We start from the raw sequence: 14,717 nt of genomic DNA on the forward strand, positions 1-14,717 counted from the left end.
GCCTCATGCGCTATTCCTGGCCGGGGAACGTGCGTGAGTTGTCCAATCTGGTAGAGCGGCTGGCGATTTTGCATCCTGATAGCGCCGTGAGTACGGCAGATCTGCCCGCGAAATTTGTTGCCGGGTGCGCGGTATCCCAAGTTGATGTTGCCGATGTCGTGCTGCGGGGTGATGAGGCCATGGCGATGGAGGGCTTGCTACGCGATAAGCCGAGCCCTGAAGAAACCGCCTCACCCGCTGCGCCGGCTCAGAATTCACCGACGCTATTGGGCGGTGATGGCATGGATCTCAAAGCTCATCTTGCTGAACTGGAGCGCTCTTTGATGGTTCAAGCCCTGGAGCAGAGCGTCTGGGTGGTTGCCCGGGCGGCCAAGATGTTGAATTTGCAGCGCACGACGCTGGTGGAAAAAATGCGTAAGTACGAGATAGTCAGGCCTGAGGGAGCGCCAGAGTCTTGACGCTAGCGGGCTTAGATAATCCTAAGTATTTGAAATAAAACAATAAACTTTTTGGGCACAAGCTTTGCATAGACCTGTATCGAGATACCGGAAACGGAATGTACAGGAATGGCACAGATTTCCACCTCAGAATCGGCTGAGAACCAGGGGCCAGCGCTACTGGATGAGCGCTCGCTAGCCTCGCTTACTCAGGTTTCCCGCGAACTCGATAGCAGCTATCGATCAATGCAGGAGCAGGTTCTGCGCTTGCGTGGAGAGCTGGCTATTAGTCGCAGCGCGCGATTGCGCGAACTCGCAGAGAAAGAGCGACTACTGGGTCGGTTGGCTTCACTGCTAGCGGTACTGCCCGGTGGCGTGATGATTCTGGACGCTGAACATACGATTCGTGACGCCAATCCCGCTGCCCTGGATATGCTGGGCGAGCCCTTATTGGGTGAGACATGGCCACAGGTAGCCCAGCGCAACCCCGAGCTTTACGAGAGCCAGCCAGGCCAGCGACGTTTATCCATTAACGGTCGCCCCCTGGATGACGATGGCGAGCAGGTTGTGTTGATTACCGACACAACCGAGCTTCACGACCTACAGGAGCAGCTTGGCCGACGTCAGCGCCTCGCGGCATTGGGTGAAATGGCCGCGCGACTCGCGCATCAGATTCGAACCCCTTTATCGTCAACCACCTTGTATCTGGCGCAGCTTGCTCGGGATGATCTGCCCGTGGAACAGCGCACAAAGATTTGTGATCGACTGTCGGGACGATTGCAGCATATGGAAGGCTTGATTGAATCGATGCTGAGCTTTGTGCGTGGAGGCAGTCCTGAGATGCGGCCCTTATTGCTTCGCGACGTGATGTCGGCTCTGGAGGCGGTGGTGCGTCCGACGCTCCCCGCCGCGACGACGTTCGCGGTGACACCCATAGATGACACAGTATCTTTGAGCGGAGCCGCCGACGACCTCGTGGGGGCTCTGGCTAACCTGATTCAGAATGCCGTGGATGTGGCCGGCGCAGCGGTGCGTATTGATGTCTGGGCCGGCGCTACCAGTCACAACTCCCTGCAAATATGCGTGCGGGACAACGGTCCGGGGATTTCCGCGGATGTCTTGCCGCGTCTATTCGATCCGTTTTTTACAACGCGGGCCCAGGGTACGGGTCTGGGATTGGCTGTTGTTGCCAGAACAGTGAGCCATCACGGAGGCGAAGTGCGCGCTCGTAATCACTCCCACGGTGGTGCCGAATTTTTGATTGATCTTCCCTTGCTGGATACCGCGACATCCTGCGGTGATACCGCGGTATCCAGCTCCCTTCTTAGTTCTGAGAGAGGCAAACCATGAACCAGGCGACAAGCGTATTGATTGTCGAGGATGACGACACCCTCCGAGATGCTCTTTGCGACACTATTGAGTTTGGTGGCTACCGAGCGGTTGCCGCCGGAAACGGTCGTGAGGCTTTATCGCGAATGGACGCAGAAAGCTTCGATATAATCATCAGTGATGTGCAGATGGATGGGATGGATGGTCACGGTTTGCTCCGAGAGGTTCGCAACCGGAAACCCGAGATGCCCTTTGTTATGATTACCGCACATGGCTCAGTGCGTGATGCCGTGTCGGCGATGCGCGATGGCGCTACCGATTATCTGCTCAAGCCATTCGAGGCACAGGTGCTGCTGGATATGGTGGCCCGCATGCAGCCTCCCGCAGAGTCCGACTTACCCATGATTGCCGAAGACCCCGTGAGTCAGCAGCTGTGTGCCCTCGCGAAGCGTCTCGCTCCGAGTGACGCCACGGTCTTGATTAGTGGTGAATCGGGAAGCGGCAAAGAGGTGCTTGCCCGTTACATTCACAGTGAGTCAAATCGTGCAGATAAGCCATTTCTTGCCGTTAACTGCGCTGCGATTCCAGAGAACATGCTGGAATCCATGCTCTTTGGTTATGAGAAAGGCGCCTATACCGGGGCGTATCAGTCACGTCCGGGGAAATTTGAACAAGCCAACGGCGGCACGTTACTCCTGGATGAAGTCTCAGAGATGGATCTGGGACTACAGGCAAAACTATTGCGGGTGCTGCAGGAACGTGAAGTTGAGCGCTTGGGCGGCAACAAACTGATTCCTCTGGACGTGCGCGTGATTGCGACCACGAACAGATTGCTGGAGGAAGAGGTACGCGATGGCAACTTCCGCGAGGACCTTTACTATCGACTGAACGTATTGCCGCTGAACGCGCCGCCTTTGCGGCAACGCCCCAGGGACATTCTGCCTCTCGCTCGACTGTTTCTTGATCGTTATGCACCGCGCTCTGGATCGTGTTTTGATGCTTCCGCTGAGGTGGCCCTGCAGCAGCACGCCTGGCGAGGCAACGTGCGAGAGCTAGAGAATTGTGTGCAGCGTGCGGTCATTCTTGCGCACGGCGAAGTGCTCGGTGAGGCTGATCTGATTCTCGCCGATCGGCTTTGTGCCGCTGTGGAACCTCTTGCCACTCTCTCGTGTGAGCGTCCGGCCCTCGAAGGTGACCTCAAGCTACGTGAGCAGGAGCTGATTTTGCAGGCGCTTGATTCAAGCGGAGGCAGCCGCAAGGAAACCGCTGAACGCCTCGGCATTAGCCCGAGAACCCTACGTTATAAATTGGCCCGGCTGCGAGAGCAGGGCATTAGCTTACCGATATCTGCCTGAGGGCAGTCTTTCTCGGGTAGAGAGTGAACACGGAGATAATGGACTATGAGTGATATAGCAATTAATCAGGTGATTGCGCAGATGCGTAGCATGGCATCGGCGGCGGGCAATGCGTCCGAGCTTGCCGGCCCTGAGCAGGTGACCGGTGCGAATTTCTCCACCTTGATGCAGGACTCTATTGAGGAGGTCAATGCGTCAATGATGCAGTCGAAGGCACTGGCGACTTCTTTTGAGTCCGGTGATCCGCAAATTTCAATCACCGAGGTGATGGTGGCTTCTCAGCGCGCGGGTCTGGAATTTCAGGCGATGACGGAAGTGCGCAACAAGCTGCTGACGGCCTATCAGGAAATTATGAGTATGCAGGTCTGACTTTTGCTTTTTATAGGCATCCACAGACCGCTGAATTAATGAGAGCGCAGAACCATGGCTGAAGCTACCGACAACACTTTATTTGCCCGCTTTAACGGGTTTTCCCGCCAGCCGGCGACCCGTCAGCTCGCGCTACTGATCGGCTTGGCGGCAAGTATTGCCATGGCCATGGGATTGGTTCAATGGGCTGTGGAGCCCAATTACAAGCCGCTCTACGGCACCATGGCGCCCGCGGACACCAACGATGTCATTGCTTCATTAGAGGCCAATGGGGTGGATTATCGAATGGATCGACGCAGCGGCATGGTCGCTGTGCCGGCCGGGGAGATTCATCGCGCGCGTTTGCTTCTGGCTGGTGATGGTTATCCCCGGGGAGAAGGTGTCGGTTTTGAGAGTCTTTATCGTGAGCAGGAAATCGGCCTTTCCAGCTTTATGGAGCAAGCGCGTTTTCACCGCGCCCTGGAATCTGAACTCGCGCGCACCATCGGGGCCATGGATAGTGTGCGGGGCGCTCGCGTGCATCTAGCCATGGCCAAGCAGTCGGCCTTTCTTCGCCAGCGGGAGCGGCCTGCAGCCTCGGTGATGCTTAATCTTTATGCTGGGCGAACACTAAATGAGCGTCAGCTTTCCGGAATTATTCACCTCGTAGCGTCCAGTGTGCCTAACCTTGATTCTGAGCAGGTGTCAGTGGTGGATCAACAGGGCAAGCTGTTGTCGGGCCAGGGTACGGACGAGGAGTTTGGGTTTACCCAGGATCAGTTTAGGTACACGCGGCAGCTTGAAGCGAACCTTAACCAGCGTATCGTCGATATTCTCGAACCTATTCTTGGTGCGGATGCGGTTCGAGCCCAGGTTGCCGCGGATTTGGATTTCACTCGAGTCGAGCGCACCTTAGAAACTTACGCGCCGGATACTCGGGTTCGCAGTGAGCAGACCTCTGAGGAAATTTCCAATCGGCCCTTCTCGGGAGGCGTGCCGGGGACACTGTCGAATGAGCCGCCCATTGATACGACGGTTGCGCTTCAGCAAGCGGCACCCACAGCGGGTGTAGGCGTTGAGGCCGCAGAGCAGGCTGCAGGGGTTCCGCCGGCGCGAACGAGCCGTCGATCAACCATTAACTACGAAATGGACAAGACCATCAGCCACGTTCGCGAAACACCGGGGACCCTGCAGAAGCTGTCTATCGCGGTAGTACTGGACTACATTGAGTCCACCGCCGACGATGGTACGACTAGCCGGGCAGCTATGCCTCAGGAGCGTATAGACGAGATAACATCTCTGGTGCGTGAAGCTGTAGGCTTCGACGCCAATCGAGGTGATACGGTCAGCGTAATCAGCGCATCGTTTATCGAGGTGCCAGCGATTGAAGATACCGTGATCGAGAGTTCACTCCTTGAACAGGATTGGATTTGGCAGCTAGCCAAAGGCCTGCTGGTTTTGATTGTCCTGTTAACTTTGGTGTTTGTGGTGGTCCGTCCGCTGGTGAAGTTTGCCGCCGTACCGATGCCGCTGATGCAGTCGCATCAGGGGCTTGCGGGTCTTGGGCAGCAGGCCATGGCAGGGGGCATGACTGACGATCAGGTAACCCTGGGTGGTCAGGGGCAGATGGGTCTGCCGGGCGCAGCTGGCGGCGGTGCCGGTGGGTATCAGCAACAATTACAAATGGCACGTTCCGTGGCAGCAGGTGAGCCGGATCGCGCTGCGCAGGTAGTAAGGGGTTGGGTGTCAGACGATGGCTGAGGCAGGTTCAAAGCTTAGCGGCGCACAGCGCGCAGCAATATTTTTGCTCGGCGTGGGGGAGGATTCCGCCGCGTCGATCATGCGTCATATGGAGCCGCGTGAGGTGCAACGCGTGGGTGAAGCGATGGCCTCACTGTCGGGCGTTTCTGATGACCAATTGACCGAGGTGCTTGGAGAATTCAACACCAAGGCCGGCGCGATCAATCCTCTGGGTATGGGGGCCTCGGATTTTGCTCAAAGGGTAATGATTCAGGCTCTCGGCGAAGAGAAGGCGAAGAGCATGTTGTCCAAGGTGATGCCGGGCAAGGCGAAAACGCGAGGTATCGAAGCACTTAAATGGATGGATGCCGGCAGTGTGGCCGATATCATTGTTGAGGAGCACCCCCAGATTATGGCCATTGTATTGGCCTCGCTGGAAGAAGATCAGGCGGCGGAGGTGCTGGGAGAGTTGCCCGAGCACATGCGCTCGGGTCTAGTGTTGCGGATTGCCAAGCTCGAAATGATCGACCCCGCGGCCATGGAAGAGCTCGACAAGGTGCTGGAAAAACAGCTGGGTCGTGTCTCCAGGACGCCACCTCGGTTAGTGAACGGTATGACCAGTGCCGCAGCGATTATGAATAGCGTAAATGCCGATCTCGAGGCCTCGGTAATGGGGGCATTACGCGAAAGTGATGCAGAAATCACCGATAGGATCGCTGAGCTGATGTTTGTGTTTGATGATCTTATGGGGCTCGATGATCGTGGTATGCAGCGCCTGATTCGTGAAATATCGGTGGATACCCTGGTGGTTGCGCTCAAAGGCGTGGACGATGAATTGCAGGAGAAGTTTTTTGGCAATATGTCGTCGCGAGCCGCGGACATGCTCCGTGAGGACCTCGAGGCCAAGGGACCTATGAAGTTAGCTGAAGTCGAGGCGGCTCAAAAAGAAATCCTGGGTACGGCCAAGCAACTGGCTGATGAGGGTGAGCTCATTATTGGTAAGGGCGGTGACGATTTTGTCTGATCCGATCGAGGCAGACAGCAGCTGGGCGCCCTCGGTCCTGAGCGCTTTGTCGCAGCACGGCGGCGCCGCTAAGCCGGCCGCTGATCGCGGCGTGGATGTTCAAGCTGAACGACAGAAAGCGTACGACGACGGTTACGTCGAGGGCCTTGCTGCCGGGCGCGCGCAGGCAGAAAGTATCGTAGCGGAGATGGGATCGTTGCTAGAGGCGATGTCGACCCCCTTTGAGGACACCGATGCAGTCTTGTTACGAGAGTTGCTGGCTGTCACCGAGCAGGTGGCCCGGGCGGTTATTCGTCGGGAGCTGGAGGCCGGTGTGGATATCGAGAGAGTGCTCTTCGATGCGCTGGCGGCCCTGGGATCCGTTTCTACCGCGGTACAGCTAACATTAAATCCTCTGGATGCATCTGTTTGCAAAGATCTGGGTCTGCTTGCCAGTGAGCGTTTTGAAGTACTTGAGAATTCAGATATGCAGCGCGGGGGATTGCAGCTGCGCGCCGGTCACAGTTTTGTCGATGCGTCGGTGGAGTCGCGCATCGAAGCGTCCTTTGCCGAGCTTCGATCGAATGCGGGCGTGCCAGAGCAGGCTCCTGGGTCGTCCTCTTTAGACGCTTCCGTGAGTACGGAACAATCCAGTAATTCTCCAGAGAGGGCTTAAACGGTGCAGTCGGCACAGCGACACGGTGAGGCTCAAACACAGCGACTGGGACTGCGCTTGCGGGCGCTGGCTGAGCACGTGAAGGCACCTGAGCTGCTTCGCGAGGGCCGGCTCATGCGTATGGTAGGCATGAAGCTCGAGGCCGAGGGCTGCGACGGCGCTATTGGTGAGCGTTGCCGGGTGGTCAGCGGTAGCACGGTGGTTGATACCGAAATTGTAGGCTTTGCCGAAGGTCGATTGGTGTTAATGCCCGAGGGTGATGTATCCGGGCTCCAGCTCGGCGCTCGGGTGCAGCCTCTGGGCGAGTATGCGTCGGTTTCGGTGGATGAACAATTGTTCGGACGGGTTATCGATGGCGCAGGCAGGTTCCTCGACGGCGGGCCCGCACCCAACTGCAGCCACAGTGTGGCTCTGCGTGCCAAGGCTTTAAATCCACTAGATCGAAGGCCGATTCGTGAGCCACTGGACGTGGGCGTGCGAGCGATTAATGCGTTTCTTACCATGGGTAAGGGGCAGCGCTTAGGCCTGTTTGCCGGCAGTGGCGTTGGAAAAAGCACGCTATTGGGCATGATGACACGCCACACCGATGCAGATGTCATTGTGGTGGGGCTGGTGGGAGAGCGTGGTCGCGAAGTGCGGGAGTTCATCGAGGATATTCTCGGTCCCGAAGGTCTGGCTCGGGCTATCGTCGTGGCTACTCCTGCGGACTATCCTCCATTAATGCGTGTTCACGGCGCCTGGCGGGCAACGGCGATTGCGGAGCACTTTAGAGATCAGGGGCGCGATGTATTACTGCTCATGGACTCTCTAACGCGCTTTGCTCAGGCGCAGCGCGAAATTGGACTTGCTGTGGGAGAGCCTCCGGTCTCCAAGGGCTATCCGCCATCGGTGTTCTCCCTGCTTCCTAATCTGGTGGAGAGGGCGGGTAACGGTCCCAAGGGGTCGATTACCGCTGTCTATACCGTGCTCGTAGAAGGCGATGATCACAATGATCCCATCGCGGACGCGGCGCGGGCGATTCTTGATGGGCATATTGTGCTGTCGCGGCAGGTGGCGGACTCGGGCTTGTTTCCGGCGATCGACCTTGAAGCATCGGTCAGTCGCGCCATGCCGAGCATCGCGGATGAAAGTCAGCAGGAGCTTGCCAGGGCACTCAAAGAGTTATACTCGGTATATCGTCAGAACCGGGATTTGATATCCATTGGTGCTTATGAGCCTGGCAGTGACCCCAAGATCGATCAGGCCTTGCGTGCCCATGAGCCCCTGCGCCAGCTTGTTCGTCAGCCCCAGCATCAAAAGGTGGGGATGGAGCAGAGCGTCAGTGACCTCCTTAACATGGCGCGGCAACTCACCAACATGCACCCGGGTAGCTGATGGAACTTGATAAACTGGACAAGGTTGCCATGCTCGCGCGCTCACGGGAGAGCCGGGCAGCGGGTAGCTTTCAGCGGAGTCAGCAAGCGCTTGACCAGTCCGCGGCGCGTCTTTCGCAGCTTGAGCAGTTCAAACAAGAGTACGAACTGCGTCTGCAGGCCGTGGCGAGTTCAGGGATGGATGCCCGACAGCTCGCCGATTACCGGCACTTTCTGCATAACCTCAATGACGCGATAAGTGTTCAGGATCAGGAATTCAGCCGCAGCGAAAACGAAGTCGAATCCAGTCGTGAGGCATTGGTGGATCGCAGCTTGCGTCGTTCCAGCGTCGATGAGTTGATTAATCGCGGTCGATTGAACCTCCTCAGAGAAGAAGATAAGCGCGAGCAGCTGCATAGTGATGAACTGAGCCTGCAGCGTTTTGAATCTACGAACTGATTTGGCATAGCGTTTGCTCTATGTATGCCAATAGAGAGCCCGAACCGAAAGAGACCGTCATGGCAGACCCTGTTAACGCCCGATTGCTAAGCGTCACGCCCACCGATTCACCGGGCGTAAAGAGCGCGAACGTCGGCAATTCGGCAACTAAAAGTGGCGAAAATAGCGAGTTTTCACGTGTTTTGGATACGCAGCGTGCCCGTGACAGGGATTCTGCTCGAAGCACGGCAGAGTCGTCCTCCGGTACCGATTCTAGCGGCAAGGCATTGCCGCCAGAAGGGAATGAAACTGCCGATTCACCAAGCAGTGGCTCTGCGGTAGCCGCCGATAATGCTGCTGTAGCGAACGACGATGGCCCTGCCGAAGCTGATGTAGATACCAGTGCGGGCCAGAATACGCCCGCGGGTGATGAGCCTGCGGAGCAGGGAACCGGCCAGTTTTCTTCTTCGCTTGATGATTCTCTGGCGCGGGAATCGCGGCTATTGCCTTCGGGTGATGCACAGGCGGGAGCCCTGCCTGAAGCCAGGCCCTCTAGCTTAAACCCGGCACCCGTTCTTCCGGGTGATGCATTGCCCAAGAACGCCTTAGCAGCGGCCGGGGTCGCCTCTGCCGCCAAGTCAGCATCTACTAATAGTGATGTGAGTTCTGCGATTCAGTCAGGGCCGGTTCAAACGGCCACGACGGCGCTGTCGTCGCCCACCAATGCGCCTCTGTCTGGCCTTGGAAATTTGAGCGGTTCTACTCCCGATATAGTCTCCAGCGCAGCTGCGGCCGCCTTGTTAACACCGGCTCTTAAGGACAGCGATGCGCTGGCTAGGTCACCTGCGTTGGGCGATACACTTTCCAGAGCTGTTGGGGCTAATGGGGCTAATGCCGGAGAGCGCAGTACTCTGTCGCAAATTGATTCCGGAACACTCAACCGGAGCACCGCAGATTGGTTGGGTTCAGGAATGGGATCGGAGGCAGCAGGGCAGCGTGGCCTTGCTGATATGCAGCTTGATAGCACGGCTGATCTCGCCCGCGGCCTGCTGTCGTCTCAGCGTGCCGACGGTTCGGCCCCGGTACTCGCCGCATCTACGGCAGCCGGTTTGACGCCGGCATCGAGTGTGGCGGGCTCCACTTTGCCTGCGGCAACAGCTACAACAGGGGCCATGGCAGAGTACTCCCTCGCTCGGGCTCCCGATGATACTGAGTTCCCCGGGGAACTCACCGCACGAATGAGGACCCTCGTGCGTGATGGTGTACACGAAGCCCGGCTTAACCTGCACCCCGCGGAACTGGGTCGCCTGCAGGTCACTGTGACTACTGAGGGTGACCTGACCAAAGTAGCTTTCACCACGGAAACCCTCGCTGCCCGCGATGCCATTGAGCAATCAATGCCCCGGCTGCGCGAGATGTTGGAGCAAAGCGGACTGCAACTGGCGCAATCAGATGTGGGTCAAAGGGATCTGCAGGGCAATGGTGAGCGAGGTGGAGATGAGCAGTTTGCCGCTCAACAGGGGGCGTCAGAAGACGCTGATGCCGATGCCCCGGTGCTTGTGACAGCACATCCCGCTAATTCGCGAATCGACACTTATATTTAGCCCGAGCCCGGGATCTACCTGTCGCCGTTTGAACCATTGGTGATAGCTGTCACCTAGAATCGTTTTTCTCCGAGCCCAATTCGTTCTACCATCCCCCCCCCTTGCGACAGTAACAGGGCGCTACAGCGCGCTGGTTTGCTGACGCCGGAGCGGTGTTCGTGCGTCAAAAAACCGGCGAAAGGCATCGCTGTAATACTATAACTCATTGTATTTATTGTGGATATTTCCACTGGTATGGCAATTGCTGAGTGTTTCCTGTGTATTCGTGCGCGGCGGACTTTCGGTAAGCCGATGACACGGGAGAGAACTGATGGCCGACAAAGGCAACTTGAATTTAGGTGGTGACGCTCCACAAGCCGAAGAAAAGTCCGGCGGCAAGGGAAAGCTGATCATTATCATCGTGGCCGTGGTAGTTCTCCTTGGCGGCGGTGCTGGAGCATTTCTATTCCTCTCTGGTGGCGATGAAGCCGAAGGAGAAGAGGCTGTAGAAGAGGTCGTGGAAGAAGCACCAAAGATTCCGCTGTACCGGGATATGGAAAAACTGTTGGTGAACCTGGAGCACGGTGGTCGCACGCGTTATGTGCAAGCCGAAATGCAGTTGATGTCCTACAAGCAAAAGGCCATCGATCAGGCGGCACGAGATATGCCAGCCATCAGAGATGGATTGATTACTTTGTTCAGTAGCCAGGATTTTGCGGCGCTGAAAACCATAGAGGGCAAGGACGCACTACGTGCGGACGCGCTCCAGGCGGTAAATCAAGCGCTGGGCCTAACGCCCCCGGACGCGATTGAAAAGATTTACTTCGAGAACTTTGTCTTGCAATGATCATGGAGCGGGAATGGCCAGTGACGACGTCCTGACAGAAGGTGAAATCAATGCGCTTATGGAAAGCGTTGACGATGGCACCTCGGCGGCTGATGCCGCCGACGACGGCCAGTTCCGCCGCTTTGATTTTGCCGCGCGGGAGCAATCGCTGCTCCGCGAATTTACCGCGCTTGGGCCTCTCATCGAACGGCATGCGGAGGTTTTGGGTGTAGCGCTGGAGTCCGGCTTTTCTATTGAATTTACCGTCCTTGCAGAAACTCCCGAGTTGCTTAGCGTTGCCGACGCGTTAGCCTCGCTGGAGCGCAGCGTTGCAGTTACTACCTCAACTTTGTCGCCCTTGGTCGGGCCGGTGTTCGCTATCGCGCCGGCCGCGCTACTTTCTTATGTCGTCAACGCCTATTTTGGCGGCGGCAGTACATCACCTTCCGAGTCAGCCCGCAGCAATCTGACGCCTACCGAGCTTCGCCTAGCCGAGCGTATCGCCGAGTTTCAGCTAAGCAGTATCAGCCAGGCCTGGGCGGATAAGTTGTCCCTGGAGGCTGGAGAGCTCGGCACGCTGGGTGTGCCGGATCGTCTCGAAATGGTGCCTTCTTCAGACATGCTCCTGCGTCTGGCATTCTCGCTCCGCGCGGGCGAGTTCTCGAGTCAAATCAGCTTGATGCTTCCATTCGCGGCTTTAGAGCCTTATCGCGAGCGTTTTTTTCCTCCGCGCAAAAAAGACGTAGTGTCGAATGGTCAGACCTGGGAGCCCTTTTTCCGACGAGAGCTCCCGAATATTGAATTGGAAATTGCGGGCGTGTTGGCCACTCAATCGATTGCGCTGGCAGATCTTCTGCAATTGCAGGTGGGCACGGTGATACCGCTAAAGCCGCCGGAAGAAGTGAGCCTGAATATTGACAACGTAAGCCTTGCAGAAGGGCGTTATGGAAGTTTTGACGGCGTTAAGGCCGTGCAACTCCATCGACTGGCCAGCCTGCTTCTTCCAACGAATTAGGGCAAGGAGAAACCTATGAGTGACGAGCAAACCACCGAAGCTGTTGCAGCACAGCCCCTCGAAGAACTGCAGAGCGCTGCGGCTCCCTCGGTCAGTGCCGGGGGCAAGATTGACCTTGATTTGCTAATGGATGTGCAGGTCACGTTGTCTGTGGAGATAGGCCGTACACGGCTCCCCATCAAAGACTTGCTGGCTCTCAATCAGGGGTCCATCGTCAGCCTCGATCGCGGTGTGAAAGAGCCTCTGGACCTAATGGTCAATGGCACGCTGATAGCCCGGGGTGAGGTTGTGGAATCCTCGGGACAGTTTGGACTTCGGCTCATTGATGTGGTGAGCCCCTCAGAGCGCCTTAAGAAGCTCAAATGAATAAAGCCATCCCACAGCTAAGTCTGCCTGGCTTGTCTCTTGCGTCCGTTGCAGGGGCTCAGGAGGCTGTGAGTACCGAGTCGGCCAGCGCGGCCCCGGAGCTGTTTAGCGCAAGCTATCTTTTCCAGGTGCTGGGTTCTTTGGTACTGGTGTTTGTGTGTCTGTTCGCCGTCGTCTATTTTCTCAAGCGATTTAACGGTGTGGGTGTTGGCTCAGGTTCTGCCTTGCGTGTCTTGGGTAGTGTCAACGTCGGGCAGCGAGAAAAAGTCGTGCTCATGGAAGTCGGTGGGGAGCAGTTGCTCATTGGCGTTGCTCCGGGGTCGGTGCGCAGGATCCATGTTCTTGCAGAGCCTGTGCTTGAGGGCGTGGGCTCAGAGTCGGCTTCGCCGGATTTTGCGGCCGTGTTGCGTGCGGCAAACCCATTGGGTAGTAAGTCATGAAGCGCTTGCTGCTGCTGTTGCCGCTACTGTTGTCACTGGTGCCTGAGGCCGCATTGGCGCAGACGGGTATTCCCCTTGTGTCAGTGCAGCCCAGCGCTGCGGGCGGCAGCGATTATTCCATGAGCATCCAGATACTGTTGCTCATGACGCTGCTGACTTTGATTCCTGCAGCACTGATTACCATGACCTCGTTTACGCGGATTCTGATTGTTCTGGCGATCTTGCGTCAGGCTCTGGGAACTGCACAGACGCCTTCTAATCAGATTATTTTAGGACTATCTTTGTTCTTGAGTCTCTTCATTATGGCTCCCGTTTTTGAAGTTGCCTGGGCAACAGCGCTAGAGCCTTACATGAACGAGACTGTGGGTTTCACTGAGGCCCTGGATGCAGCAAAGATACCGTTTCGCGAATTCATGTTTGGGCAAACGCGTGAAACTGATCTTTTGTTGTTCGCAGAACTCGGCGGTTACCCCGCGTTTAACACGCCGGACGATGTGCCCATGGTTGTGCTTCTGCCATCGTTTCTCACCAGTGAGTTGAAGACGGCATTTCAGATCGGATTTTTGATGTTTGTGCCATTTTTGATCATCGATCTCGTGGTGGCAGCGGTACTGATGTCCATGGGCATGATGATGTTATCGCCCATGCTTATTTCCTTACCGTTTAAACTCATGTTGTTCGTCCTCATTGATGGCTGGTCGCTTGTCGCCGCCACGCTCGTTACCAGTTTCGCGGTGTAGGAGCAGACTATGGGGCCGGAAACAGTACTTGCCATCGGAAAAGACGCCCTTTGGCTCGCAGTGCTCCTCGCGGGTCCCTTACTCTTGTCCGCCCTGACGGTGGGTCTGCTTATCGGTATTTTTCAGGCTGCAACCCAGATTCAGGAAATGACCCTTAGCTTTATCCCCAAGCTTCTGGCGCTTGTTGTGGCGCTGCTTGTGGCAGGGCCGTGGATGATTCAGGTGGTGGTTAGCTTTTCGCGACGCCTGTTTTTGGAAATTCCGTCCCTTCTGGGATGAATCCTATGGTGTTTACGCCAGATGAACTCATCCTCCTGTTCCATACTTATCTCTGGCCGTTTTTGCGCCTGTCCGCGATGCTGCTGGCAGCGCCTATTTTTAGCTATTCGTCGATTTCGATCAGGGTGCGTGTGCTGCTGGCGGTATTGGTATCAGCATTGGTTGCGCCGCTCTTACCTGCGACTCCCGTGGTAGAGCCCCTGTCAGCGCTGGGTCTGGTGCTGGCATTACGTGAAGTCGCCATTGGCCTTGTGATGGGCTTTGTTATGCAGTTGGTCTTTGCTGCGGTGGTGGTTGCCGGGCATAGCGTGGCAATGAGTATGGGCCTGGGTTTTGCCATGGCTGTGGATCCACAGAACGGGGTTCAGGTGCCGGTAGTGAGTCAGTTGAATGTGGTGCTGGCAACGCTGCTGTTTCTGGCGATTGATGGCCATCTCATGCTGATTACGGCGGTGGTAGATAGCTTTGAACTGATACCCGTGGGTAGCGGATTTAGTCCTGAAGGTATGTTTTCCAATGTAGCGGCGCTGGGTACACAGCTGTTTGCCAGCGCGTTGTTGTTGGCACTGCCGGTGCTAACGGCAATTCTAATGATCAACGTGGCGTTTGGCGTAATCACACGTGCTGCGCCGCAGCTAAATATTTTTGCCGTGGGCTTCCCGGTCACAATCATTGCCGGATTTGTATATATGCTCCTGGCGCTTCCTATGTTCATCTCCACCTTGCAACGTTTTCTCAGCCTTGGGCTGGAGCAGACCTTGCTGGTGTTGGGCTGATAAGGGGGTTCTGG

At 56.6% G+C, this 14,717-nt stretch carries 17 protein-coding genes; all 17 read left to right on the forward strand.

Going from position 1 to position 14,717, the window contains the following annotated elements; translation table 11 throughout:
• Nucleotides 1–458, forward strand: a 458-nt coding sequence (locus ACI9KD_RS05515) for a helix-turn-helix domain-containing protein (protein WP_414980156.1), incomplete at its 5' end; no start/stop codon positions are given.
• A 108-nt stretch (nucleotides 459–566) separates the two neighbouring features.
• On the forward strand, nucleotides 567–1,787 hold the full coding sequence (locus ACI9KD_RS05520) for a sensor histidine kinase (RefSeq protein ID WP_414980157.1): 1,221 nt from the start codon (nucleotides 567–569) through the stop codon (nucleotides 1,785–1,787).
• Nucleotides 1,784–3,121 (forward strand): sigma-54-dependent transcriptional regulator, encoded by a 1,338-nt coding sequence (locus tag ACI9KD_RS05525; protein WP_414980158.1) that lies wholly within the window; start codon nucleotides 1,784–1,786, stop codon nucleotides 3,119–3,121. Before ACI9KD_RS05520 ends, ACI9KD_RS05525 begins: the two co-directional genes overlap by 4 nt.
• A gap of 45 nt (nucleotides 3,122–3,166) precedes the next feature.
• Nucleotides 3,167–3,490, forward strand: coding sequence for a flagellar hook-basal body complex protein FliE (gene fliE / locus ACI9KD_RS05530; protein WP_414980159.1), 324 nt, complete (start codon nucleotides 3,167–3,169; stop codon nucleotides 3,488–3,490).
• Nucleotides 3,491–3,544: 54 nt separating this feature from the next.
• The gene (fliF, locus tag ACI9KD_RS05535) at nucleotides 3,545–5,230 is read left to right on the forward strand and encodes a flagellar basal-body MS-ring/collar protein FliF (protein ID WP_414980160.1); all 1,686 of its coding nucleotides are present in this window, start codon (nucleotides 3,545–3,547) and stop codon (nucleotides 5,228–5,230) included.
• Nucleotides 5,223–6,233 (forward strand): flagellar motor switch protein FliG, encoded by a 1,011-nt coding sequence (gene fliG / locus ACI9KD_RS05540; protein ID WP_414980161.1) that lies wholly within the window; start codon nucleotides 5,223–5,225, stop codon nucleotides 6,231–6,233. Before fliF ends, fliG begins: the two co-directional genes overlap by 8 nt.
• Nucleotides 6,217–6,888, forward strand: a complete 672-nt coding sequence (locus ACI9KD_RS05545; RefSeq protein WP_414980162.1) for a FliH/SctL family protein — start codon at nucleotides 6,217–6,219, stop codon at nucleotides 6,886–6,888. The genes fliG and ACI9KD_RS05545 overlap by 17 nt, the downstream gene beginning before the upstream one ends.
• 3 nt (nucleotides 6,889–6,891) lie before the next feature.
• Entirely contained in the window at nucleotides 6,892–8,262 is a 1,371-nt protein-coding gene (locus ACI9KD_RS05550) for a FliI/YscN family ATPase (RefSeq protein ID WP_414980163.1), read from the forward strand.
• A complete protein-coding gene (gene fliJ / locus ACI9KD_RS05555) occupies nucleotides 8,262–8,699 on the forward strand; it encodes a flagellar export protein FliJ (RefSeq protein ID WP_414980164.1) in 438 nt (145 codons plus the stop codon). The genes ACI9KD_RS05550 and fliJ overlap by 1 nt, the downstream gene beginning before the upstream one ends.
• A 59-nt stretch (nucleotides 8,700–8,758) precedes the next feature.
• Complete coding sequence (locus tag ACI9KD_RS05560; RefSeq protein ID WP_414980165.1) at nucleotides 8,759–10,282, forward strand: flagellar hook-length control protein FliK; 1,524 nt, start codon at nucleotides 8,759–8,761, stop codon at nucleotides 10,280–10,282.
• A 310-nt stretch (nucleotides 10,283–10,592) separates the two neighbouring features.
• The gene (fliL, locus tag ACI9KD_RS05565; RefSeq protein ID WP_414980166.1) at nucleotides 10,593–11,108 is read left to right on the forward strand and encodes a flagellar basal body-associated protein FliL; all 516 of its coding nucleotides are present in this window, start codon (nucleotides 10,593–10,595) and stop codon (nucleotides 11,106–11,108) included.
• Nucleotides 11,109–11,121: 13 nt separating this feature from the next.
• The gene (locus ACI9KD_RS05570; RefSeq protein WP_414980167.1) at nucleotides 11,122–12,102 is read left to right on the forward strand and encodes a flagellar motor switch protein FliM; all 981 of its coding nucleotides are present in this window, start codon (nucleotides 11,122–11,124) and stop codon (nucleotides 12,100–12,102) included.
• A 15-nt stretch (nucleotides 12,103–12,117) separates the two neighbouring features.
• Nucleotides 12,118–12,468, forward strand: coding sequence for a flagellar motor switch protein FliN (gene fliN, locus ACI9KD_RS05575; protein WP_414980168.1), 351 nt, complete (start codon nucleotides 12,118–12,120; stop codon nucleotides 12,466–12,468).
• Entirely contained in the window at nucleotides 12,465–12,908 is a 444-nt protein-coding gene (gene fliO / locus ACI9KD_RS05580) for a flagellar biosynthetic protein FliO (protein WP_414980169.1), read from the forward strand. The genes fliN and fliO overlap by 4 nt, the downstream gene beginning before the upstream one ends.
• Entirely contained in the window at nucleotides 12,905–13,648 is a 744-nt protein-coding gene (gene fliP, locus ACI9KD_RS05585; protein WP_414980170.1) for a flagellar type III secretion system pore protein FliP, read from the forward strand. Before fliO ends, fliP begins: the two co-directional genes overlap by 4 nt.
• A 9-nt stretch (nucleotides 13,649–13,657) precedes the next feature.
• Nucleotides 13,658–13,927 carry a flagellar biosynthesis protein FliQ gene (fliQ, locus tag ACI9KD_RS05590; protein WP_414980171.1) on the forward strand — a complete coding sequence of 90 codons (270 nt, stop codon included), beginning with the start codon at nucleotides 13,658–13,660 and terminating at the stop codon, nucleotides 13,925–13,927.
• Between the two features lie 5 nt (nucleotides 13,928–13,932).
• Nucleotides 13,933–14,703, forward strand: a complete 771-nt coding sequence (gene fliR, locus ACI9KD_RS05595) for a flagellar biosynthetic protein FliR (RefSeq protein WP_414980172.1) — start codon at nucleotides 13,933–13,935, stop codon at nucleotides 14,701–14,703.
• Nucleotides 14,704–14,717: the final 14 nt, after the last annotated feature.

This window comes from Congregibacter sp. (genome assembly GCF_047617445.1).
In the GTDB taxonomy this organism is placed as follows: Bacteria; Pseudomonadota; Gammaproteobacteria; order Pseudomonadales; family Halieaceae; genus Congregibacter.

What these genes read in the sequence shown, in the direction of transcription:
- ACI9KD_RS05520 (WP_414980157.1), top strand. Translation starts at nt 567, where the DNA reads ATGGCACAGATTTCCACCTCAGAATCGGCTGAGAACCAGGGGCCAGCG.
- ACI9KD_RS05525 (WP_414980158.1), top strand. Translation starts at nt 1,784, where the DNA reads ATGAACCAGGCGACAAGCGTATTGATTGTCGAGGATGACGACACCCTC.
- fliE (WP_414980159.1), top strand. Translation starts at nt 3,167, where the DNA reads ATGAGTGATATAGCAATTAATCAGGTGATTGCGCAGATGCGTAGCATG.
- fliF (WP_414980160.1), top strand. Translation starts at nt 3,545, where the DNA reads ATGGCTGAAGCTACCGACAACACTTTATTTGCCCGCTTTAACGGGTTT.
- fliG (WP_414980161.1), top strand. Translation starts at nt 5,223, where the DNA reads ATGGCTGAGGCAGGTTCAAAGCTTAGCGGCGCACAGCGCGCAGCAATA.
- fliJ (WP_414980164.1), top strand. Translation starts at nt 8,262, where the DNA reads ATGGAACTTGATAAACTGGACAAGGTTGCCATGCTCGCGCGCTCACGG.
- ACI9KD_RS05560 (WP_414980165.1), top strand. Translation starts at nt 8,759, where the DNA reads ATGGCAGACCCTGTTAACGCCCGATTGCTAAGCGTCACGCCCACCGAT.
- fliL (WP_414980166.1), top strand. Translation starts at nt 10,593, where the DNA reads ATGGCCGACAAAGGCAACTTGAATTTAGGTGGTGACGCTCCACAAGCC.
- ACI9KD_RS05570 (WP_414980167.1), top strand. Translation starts at nt 11,122, where the DNA reads ATGGCCAGTGACGACGTCCTGACAGAAGGTGAAATCAATGCGCTTATG.
- fliN (WP_414980168.1), top strand. Translation starts at nt 12,118, where the DNA reads ATGAGTGACGAGCAAACCACCGAAGCTGTTGCAGCACAGCCCCTCGAA.
- fliO (WP_414980169.1), top strand. Translation starts at nt 12,465, where the DNA reads ATGAATAAAGCCATCCCACAGCTAAGTCTGCCTGGCTTGTCTCTTGCG.
- fliP (WP_414980170.1), top strand. Translation starts at nt 12,905, where the DNA reads ATGAAGCGCTTGCTGCTGCTGTTGCCGCTACTGTTGTCACTGGTGCCT.
- fliQ (WP_414980171.1), top strand. Translation starts at nt 13,658, where the DNA reads ATGGGGCCGGAAACAGTACTTGCCATCGGAAAAGACGCCCTTTGGCTC.
- fliR (WP_414980172.1), top strand. Translation starts at nt 13,933, where the DNA reads ATGGTGTTTACGCCAGATGAACTCATCCTCCTGTTCCATACTTATCTC.